The sequence below is a fragment of the Sediminibacterium sp. genome (assembly GCF_051861365.1).
Classification (GTDB): Bacteria; Bacteroidota; Bacteroidia; order Chitinophagales; family Chitinophagaceae; genus Sediminibacterium.
The window spans coordinates 4,660-12,668 of sequence record NZ_JBHYCW010000049.1 but is presented as its reverse complement, the minus strand read 5'-3'; the positions used below and the strand labels follow the sequence as shown (position 1 = coordinate 12,668).

4 protein-coding genes are annotated in these 8,009 nt (G+C 43.4%); 2 read left to right on the top strand and 2 right to left on the bottom strand.

Annotation, left to right across the window (positions count from 1 at the left end; translation table 11 throughout):
• Positions 1–221: 221 nt before the first annotated feature.
• Positions 222–1,730 carry an SUMF1/EgtB/PvdO family nonheme iron enzyme gene (locus ACTIEV_RS14945; RefSeq protein ID WP_439516770.1) on the bottom strand — a complete coding sequence of 503 codons (1,509 nt, stop codon included), beginning with the start codon at positions 1,728–1,730 and terminating at the stop codon, positions 222–224.
• Positions 1,731–2,474: 744 nt separating this feature from the next.
• Here ACTIEV_RS14945 and porU point away from each other — a divergent pair.
• Both porU and porV read left to right on the top strand, forming a co-directional pair.
• On the top strand, positions 2,475–5,873 hold the full coding sequence (gene porU, locus ACTIEV_RS14940; RefSeq protein WP_439516769.1) for a type IX secretion system sortase PorU: 3,399 nt from the start codon (positions 2,475–2,477) through the stop codon (positions 5,871–5,873).
• Between the two features lie 263 nt (positions 5,874–6,136).
• Positions 6,137–7,282 (top strand): type IX secretion system outer membrane channel protein PorV, encoded by a 1,146-nt coding sequence (gene porV, locus ACTIEV_RS14935; RefSeq protein WP_250686260.1) that lies wholly within the window; start codon positions 6,137–6,139, stop codon positions 7,280–7,282.
• Positions 7,283–7,372: 90 nt separating this feature from the next.
• Here the strand turns inward: porV and ispF are convergent, their stop codons facing one another.
• Positions 7,373–7,852: a 2-C-methyl-D-erythritol 2,4-cyclodiphosphate synthase gene (gene ispF, locus ACTIEV_RS14930; protein WP_439516768.1), complete on the bottom strand. Its 480-nt coding sequence runs from the start codon at positions 7,850–7,852 to the stop codon at positions 7,373–7,375.
• Between the last annotated feature and the right edge of the window lie 157 nt (positions 7,853–8,009).

Here is an 8,009-nt window from a genome sequence, read left to right as displayed (position 1 = left end):
CTAGGTACTAGGTACTAGGTACTAGGTGCTAGGTACTAGGTACTAGGTACTAGGTGCTAGGTACTAGGTACTAGGTGCTAGGTACTAGGTACTAGGTACTAGTCTCGCCTTCGGCGAGACAAAAAAAACTAGTACCTAGTACCTAGTACCTAGCACCTAGCACCCCAAACAAAAAAGCTGCCCCTTACGAGACAGCTCTTTCTATTTTTACCTTTTCCTTCTTAACGTTTATTGCGGCGAGGGGGGAAGAATTGACCGGTTTTGGCTTTACGAGAAATTCCTTCGGCGGCACCATAGTGACTCATTGCACAACGGAAACCGATGGTATTGGTACTTAAGTCTTCTTCGAGGAAGCGACGTGCGCCCGGACTTAACCAGAATGCTCTGTCATTCCAACTACCACCCTTGTATACACGTGACTTATCTGAAACCAGTGAGGTAACACCATAGCCATAGTATACAGCACTGGAAGAATCACCATCGAGATAATTGGTTGCATAAGAACGCTGATAGTTTCTTCTGTTGCGTAAAGTAGAATCTTCTTCCAATACGGTTTTGATTCTGCCCTTATCATCACGCAAGTTACCTTGTCCACCACTCATATCAATCTTACGGAATTCGTTACCACGGTAGGTATTAAAGTCATCACCATCCAATGAATTCAATGGACGATACACATCTGCCACCCACTCACTCACGTTGCCACTCATGTTGTATAGGCCATAGCCATTGGGAACGAATGAAGTTACTTCTGCAGGTATTGCAGCATTATCGTTCAGTCCGCCTGCCACACCCATGTTATCACCGGCACCTCTTTTAAAGTTGGCGAGGAATGCACCTTGATAAGCACTTTTCTGTGTGTAACGAACATTGTCATAACCATTGTTCTTCCAAGAATAGATTTGCTTGTTGGCGATCAATTCTTCTCCGCGTTTAGATCCTTTTGATTTCTTCTGGGGATTCTCAGCGATATAACCATAGGCTGCATATTCCCACTCAGCTTCTGTAGGTAGACGATAGTCACCAAACAGAATACCATCTTCAAATGTCACTTTGGTTCTTGGACGACCATTGGCATCTTTTAATGGATTCTTTTTAGAAGTAGCTGTTCTGCCGGGAGTAGCCTGGTACTCATCCATCAGATAGGCTTTGGTATTGAAGTTGTCTTGTCCGGAACCGTTCAATTCTCTTTTGATCTGGTTTCTCGCATCCAAATAACCTTTACCCATCAGGGTCAGTTCGTTAACGCGATCAGTACGCCAGATACAGAAGTCTGTAGCTTGCTTCCAGCTCACACCTACCACCGGATAATAGTTGTAGGAGGGATGGCGGAAATAATATTCTACATAAGGCTCATTGTAAGCCAGCTCACTGCGCCATACAAGGGTGTCGGGCTTGGCTTCTTCCACAATGGAATCCATCCCTGCACCACCAAATACGTTGGTGAGCCAATAGAGGTACTCGCGGTAATGAACGTTGGCTACCTCAGTTTTATCAATAAAAAAGGAGTTGACTGTAATACGACGGGGGATATTGTTCCAATCACCCATCACATCTTCCTGGGCAGCACCCATGGTAAATGTACCACCCTGTACGAATACAAGTCCGGGAGCAGCTTTAATATCTTTCGGCTTGGCAACATTGAAGTTACCCTGATTCTTGTCATTGTAATTCCATCCGGTAACCGTTGATTTCTCAGGTTTCTTTTTGAAAATCTTACAGGATGACATAGCGCCTGTTAACGTCAACAACAAGAGCAAATTCCGTGTTGTTTTCAATACTTGCATGTGATTCTCGTGTTTGTGGAGTATAGATGTTTCGCTAATGTCTCAATTTACGTATATGCGAATATAGAAGTTTTATGTTTATGGCGATAATGAACCGGGAAATTCTATTGTTAGTAAAAGGCTAATTTTAAAGGGGTTAGGTGCGAGGTTTTAGGTGCTAGGTGCAAGGTGCTAGGTACTAGGTAATGGGTGATCAGGTTATCGGGTGATTGGGGGTAGACAATTGAGATTGAATGTTTTGGCTATTGGGGTTGACCATTACAATTCATCATTCACTATTCATCACTTACTCAATTTACCAAGGGTTGACTTTCGGTTATTTAGAGGATGTAGGGGGAGTTCTACGGGAAATTGTTAAATTTTTGTACAGCGCTGTGCGCCTCCGTGTTGCACGGAGTTTGGCGCAGGAGACGTAACAAAATGGATCGTCATTCCGATCCGCCGCGGCGGATGGAGGAATCTCCTGACTATGGGGAAATTTTTATAGGGTGGAGAATCGTGATGTTGCTAACAGTGAGGAGATGTTTCGATCCGCCTAGGCGGACTCAACATGACGACCAATAAATCAGGAGCTCGGGATTCGGTCGACATGACGGTTTTTATTGTGGGGTTAATTTTTACCACAGAGTGACACAGAGTTTGGCACAGAGTTTCGCAGAGGAAAAAGGGCTGATATTTGTATTTGTTATGATAAGAAGCATCGTACTATTTGGAATCGTATTCGTGATAACCACTGCAAGTGGGTATTCGCAGCGACAGTATGCTTCATCATCAGTACTTGCTTCCGGCAACTGGCTAAAAATCGCCGTTAAAGAAGCCGGCATCTACAAGGTAGAAGCGTCTTCTCTCACCCCTTTAGGGGCAGGGGTAGGGGCAGGGGGGATATCCTCTTCTTCTATTCGTTTATACGGCAACGGCGGCGCCATTTTAGGCGAACAAGGCAATGCAGATTATATCGACGACCTTTTTGAAAATGCGATTCAAGTAGTGGATGGTGGGGATGGCATTTTCAACAACAACGATTATTTCCTCTTTTATTCCAATGGTAGCGGTCATTGGCAAAAAGACAGTGCCCAACAAAGTTTTCGATTCATTAAAAATTTGTACAGCGATTCTGCGTTTTACTATATTTCCATTGGTGGTATCGGTAAAAGAATACAGGAACAGAATATTCTTCCGGTATCAACTGTTACGGTTACTTCCTTCCAGGAACGTGCGGTGGTTGAGAATGATTTGGTGAATTTGATCGGATCCGGGAAAGAGTGGTATGGCGAAAAATTTACTGTCGGTTCTTTATCCAGAACTTTTTCGGTGAACTGGCCCAATGTCATCACACAAACGCCTTTTCTTCTGAGAGCTTCTTTTGCTTCCAGAAATGTAGGTGCTTCTGCTTCTATGCTCACCACGGTCAACGGTACACAATCAACTCCATTGATCTTTCCTTCAGTCACAGGAACTTTTCTAGATCGATATGCCGTGCATCAGGAACAAGGGCAACTCTACAATGCAGCACAATCTTCTACCATCATACGCTTCGATTATCAGTCAGCAGCTTCAGGTGCTGAATCTTGGTTGAATCGATTTGAATTGTTTGGAAGAAGAGCATTGATCAAACCGGCTGATCAGGTATTGTTGTTTCGCGATTGGTCTTCTGTGAGTAATGGTGCTGTTGCGCGGTTTGAATTATCCGGGACGACTACCGGAATAAAAGTGTGGGACATCACAGCTCCATTCGTTCCGGTTGCCATGCGTAACCTTTCATCAGGCAATTTTATTTTTCATCAAGATGCAGGTCGACTTAGAGAATATGTAGCATTTACGGATGCAGAAGCATTGACACCCGCAGTGATAGGAAATGTTAGCAATCAAAACTTACATGGATTATCTGTTCCTGAATATCTCATCATTACACATCCTTCTTTTGTAACAGCTGCACAAAGACTGGCCACTTTTCATCGTCAACAATATGCGCGTACTGTTGCGGTAATCAGCACAGAGCAAGTGTATCAGGAATTCGGTTCAGGTATTGCTGATCCTACGGCTATTCGCAATTTTGTGAAAATGCTGTACGATAAAAACAACAGCACGCTACAATATCTTTTATTATTCGGTAGTGGTTCTTATGATCCGCGTAATCGGGTAGCGAATAATTATCGGTTTATTCCTACGCATCAAAGCAATCAATCACTCGATCCCATTTCCAGTTATACTTCTGATGATTTTTTTGGGATGTTGAATGATACGGTGGATATCAATCTTGGTGCGGCTAAACAGGCATTGGATATTGCGGTTGGAAGAATGCCTGCCAGAAATCTAACTGAAGCCAATACCATGGTCGATAAGATCATTGGTTACCATCGTCCAGCGGGTTTTGGTGAGTGGAGAAATCGATTACTATTTATAGCAGATGACCGTGATCAAAATTTGCATTTGAATGATGCAGAAGGAGTATCTGCTGTTACCAAAAACACCATTTTTCAAACACAGAAAATTTACCTCGATGCTTTCCCATTGGTAAGTGGTAGTGGTGGTGCGCGTTATCCGGCAGTGAATGAAGCCATCGTAAATCGAATGAATCAGGGTGCGTTGATTGTGAACTACAGTGGACATGGCAACCATATTCGTCTGGCTGATGAAGCGGTCTTCACTACAGAAGAAGCAGGTCGTTTACAAAACGCATCCCGTTTGCCTTTGGTGGTGACGGCCAGTTGTGATTTTTATCCATTTGATGATCCTGCAAAAAATGCCTTGGGTGCGCAAATGTTATCGGGTGATTCCACTGGTGCTATTGCTTTATTGACGACAGCCAGATTGGTATTGGCTGCGAGTAATCGTATCATCAATGAATATTTTATTCAAGAAGCCCTTCAACGCGATCCTTCTACTCAACAGTATTTGTCATTAGGAGAAGCTTTTCGAAGGGCTAAAAATTTGGCAGTCATTCAATCGGGCGAAATATTGAATTCAAGAAAATTTGTTTTGCTGGGTGATCCTGCCATGCGTTTATCTTATCCCGCTCATCGTGTTCAGTTGACAGCAGTGAATGGTAGACCGGTGGTAACAGGAGATACTTTGCAAGCATCTACCCGCTATATCCTCGAAGGACAAATTACAGATGCTTCAGGTGATCGTCTGCGTGATTTTACCGGAACGATGGAAACCATCATTCAAGATAAACCACGCAGTATCTCGACACTCGCCAATGAATCGGGCAGTTTTGTGACAAGGTTTGAACAACAGTCGGCCATCTTGTTCAAAGGTGTTTTTTCGGTAGATACAGGTCGATTCCGCATAGAAGTAATTCTACCAAAAGATGTCAGTTTTCAACCGGGTAAAGGGAAGATCAGTTTCTATGCCTATGATGCCTTTCGTGATGCCTCAGGTGCTGATACCAACTTGGTGATCGTGGGTAGTGATCAATTACTGACCGATCGTACAGGTCCGGTGATTCGCCTATTCCTGAATGATACCCGATTCAAAAATGGAGGTCTGACGCATGAAACACCTTTGCTGATTGCGCAATTGTCAGACAGCTCCGGAATCAATACTTCGGGTAATGGGGTGGGACATGATATCACCCTCATCATCGATAATGAAGTTGGGAATCAACGGGTATTGAATGATCTGTTTGTGGCTGACAGGGATAGTTGGTCATCGGGCAGTCTTCAGTTTCGTTTGCCGATACAAAGCAATGGAGCGCATCAGTTGCGGTTGAAAGCTTGGGATGGTGCGAATAATTCAACGGAAGGGGTATTGGATTATGTAGTGGTGAGGCAAGAGCAGCTGAAACTGTCTAAAGTGATGAACTTCCCCAATCCGTTTTTTGATCGAACCCGTTTCTCTTTTGAACACAACCAACCCAATACGGATTTGAAAGTGGACATCTATATTTATCAATCTTCCGGCAGACTGGTGAAGCGCATTTCAAAGCAGTTGAATACAGCCGGTACCAGAAATATTGAAATAGAGTGGGATGGAAGAGATGAATCAGGGCGAAAAATCCAAAAAGCTGTTTATATTTACAACATGGTTGTTCAATCCGGCACCCAAAAATCTTTTCACGCCGGACAACTTATTCTCCTTTAATTGACTCTATGGGTTGAATTTTACGCTTTAGTTTATAGTCCATGGTCCATAGTCCATAGTAGGAAAGATTTTTCTTACTATGGATGAGGTACACATATAATAAATGGTAGATTTTTTTCTCTACTATCGACCATGGACTATGGACTATGGACCATCGACCATTTCAACGATGGGTGAGAACGAAAAAAATATTTCCTAACTATGGACTATGGACCATGGACTATGGACCACGAACCATTCAACCTTTTTAAATATATTGCTTCATGCTTTTTACTTCTAAGAAAACCCTGACAGCCATTATTGGATTACTGTTGTCTGTCGGTGCTATTGCACAGGACTCTGTGAATATTGTTTCTACTGCTGTTCCTTTTTTGCGTATTTCTCCGGATGCACGTGCGGGGGGAATGGGTGATGTGGCCATTGCCACCACTCCGGAAGCGAATGCTCCCTTTTGGAATTTATCCAAAGTGATGTTTGCGCCCAGACGTTCCGCTATTGCAGTCAACTATACACCTTGGTTGAAAGACCTTGGATTGAATGATGTATATCTCGCCAGTATGGCCGGTTATCATCGCCTGGATGATGAGCAGGCAATTTCATCGACACTTCGCTTTTTTAGTTTGGGTAATATTCAGCTCACCGACTTTTCCGGTAATGTATTGAACTCTGTACGTCCCAGTGAGTTTGCTTTTGATCTGGGCTATTCTAGAAAGCTGAATGAGAAAATGAGTATTGGTGTGGCTTTGCGTTATATCAATTCCAGACTGGTAGTTGGTGATGTGGGAACGGGTGTGGTGTATAAGGCAGGTAATGCTGTTGCCGGTGATGTATCAGTATATCACAATGGTTTGGATGAAGATGGGAATGGGTGGAATTGGGGTGTGGTATTGTCGAACTTGGGTAGTAAGATTGGTTACACCAATGATGCGAGAAACAAAGATTTTATTCCTGCTAATCTGGGTATTGGTGTTTCATACACCAAAGTTTTGGATGAAAACAATAAGATCAATTTCGCCTTAGACATGAATAAACTACTGGTACCATCACCACCCGTAGCTACCGGGAATTTTACGGTGGATTCTACCAATCTTTCCAACTACAGAACAACAGGTGTAGTGAATAGCTGGATGAAATCATTTGGTGATGGGACAGGCTTCGGAAAATCTTTACAAGTATCTGTTGGAGCTGAGTATAGTTATAATAACCAGTTCTTTTTCCGAAGTGGTTATTTCTATGAAAACAAAAACCGAGGCAACAGAAAATACTTCAGTGTTGGTGCCGGTTTTAAACTCGACTTTATGGATATCAACTTCTCATACCTAGTACCCTCAGGCAGTGGTGTAACACGTAATCCGTTGTCGAATACTTTGAGGATAGGAGTTGTTTTCAGTCTTGAGCCTAAGGAATAGGAGGTGCTAGGTGCAAGGTACTAGGTACTAGGTGCAAGTTTTTTGTCTCCCCGAAGGTCAGGCTAGCACCCAGTACCTAGCACCTAGTACCTAGTACCCCGCTAACAAACAAACCGCATGCGCAACGAGTCCTTCCTTCCTTCCTACAAATCCCATTTTCTCCGTAGTAGTAGCTTTAATAGAAACATCTTTTATGGTAATGCCTAGAATGCCTGCAATGGTTTCTTGCATTTGGGGGACATAGGGTTTTATTTTGGGGGCTTCGAGGCAGAGGGTGGAGTCTATGTTGATCACTTTATAGCCTTCGGCTTCGATCAATGACTTTGTTTTGGCCAGAAGAATCTTACTGTCAATGTCCTTGAATTCATTAGCAGTATCCGGAAAGTGAACACCGATATCACCCAATGCTGCTGCTCCCAGCAGCGCATCGCAGATGGCGTGGAGGAGTACATCGGCATCGCTATGTCCAAGTGCGCCTTTGTCGTGGGGGATTTTGATGCCACCAATGAATAAGTCTCTTCCTTCTACCAATTGATGGTAATCTATGCCGTAGCCGATACGTATGTTCATGATGCGAAGATAGAGCGGTTTGATCTTTGATTTTTTGATCTTTGATTTTTTGATTGGGGTATTGGGTTATCGGGTAATCGGGTTTATACCCCGGAGGGGTAAAAGAATGTAGCACATGTTTGTGCGTGTGGTTTATTTACCCCGGAGGGGTAACACG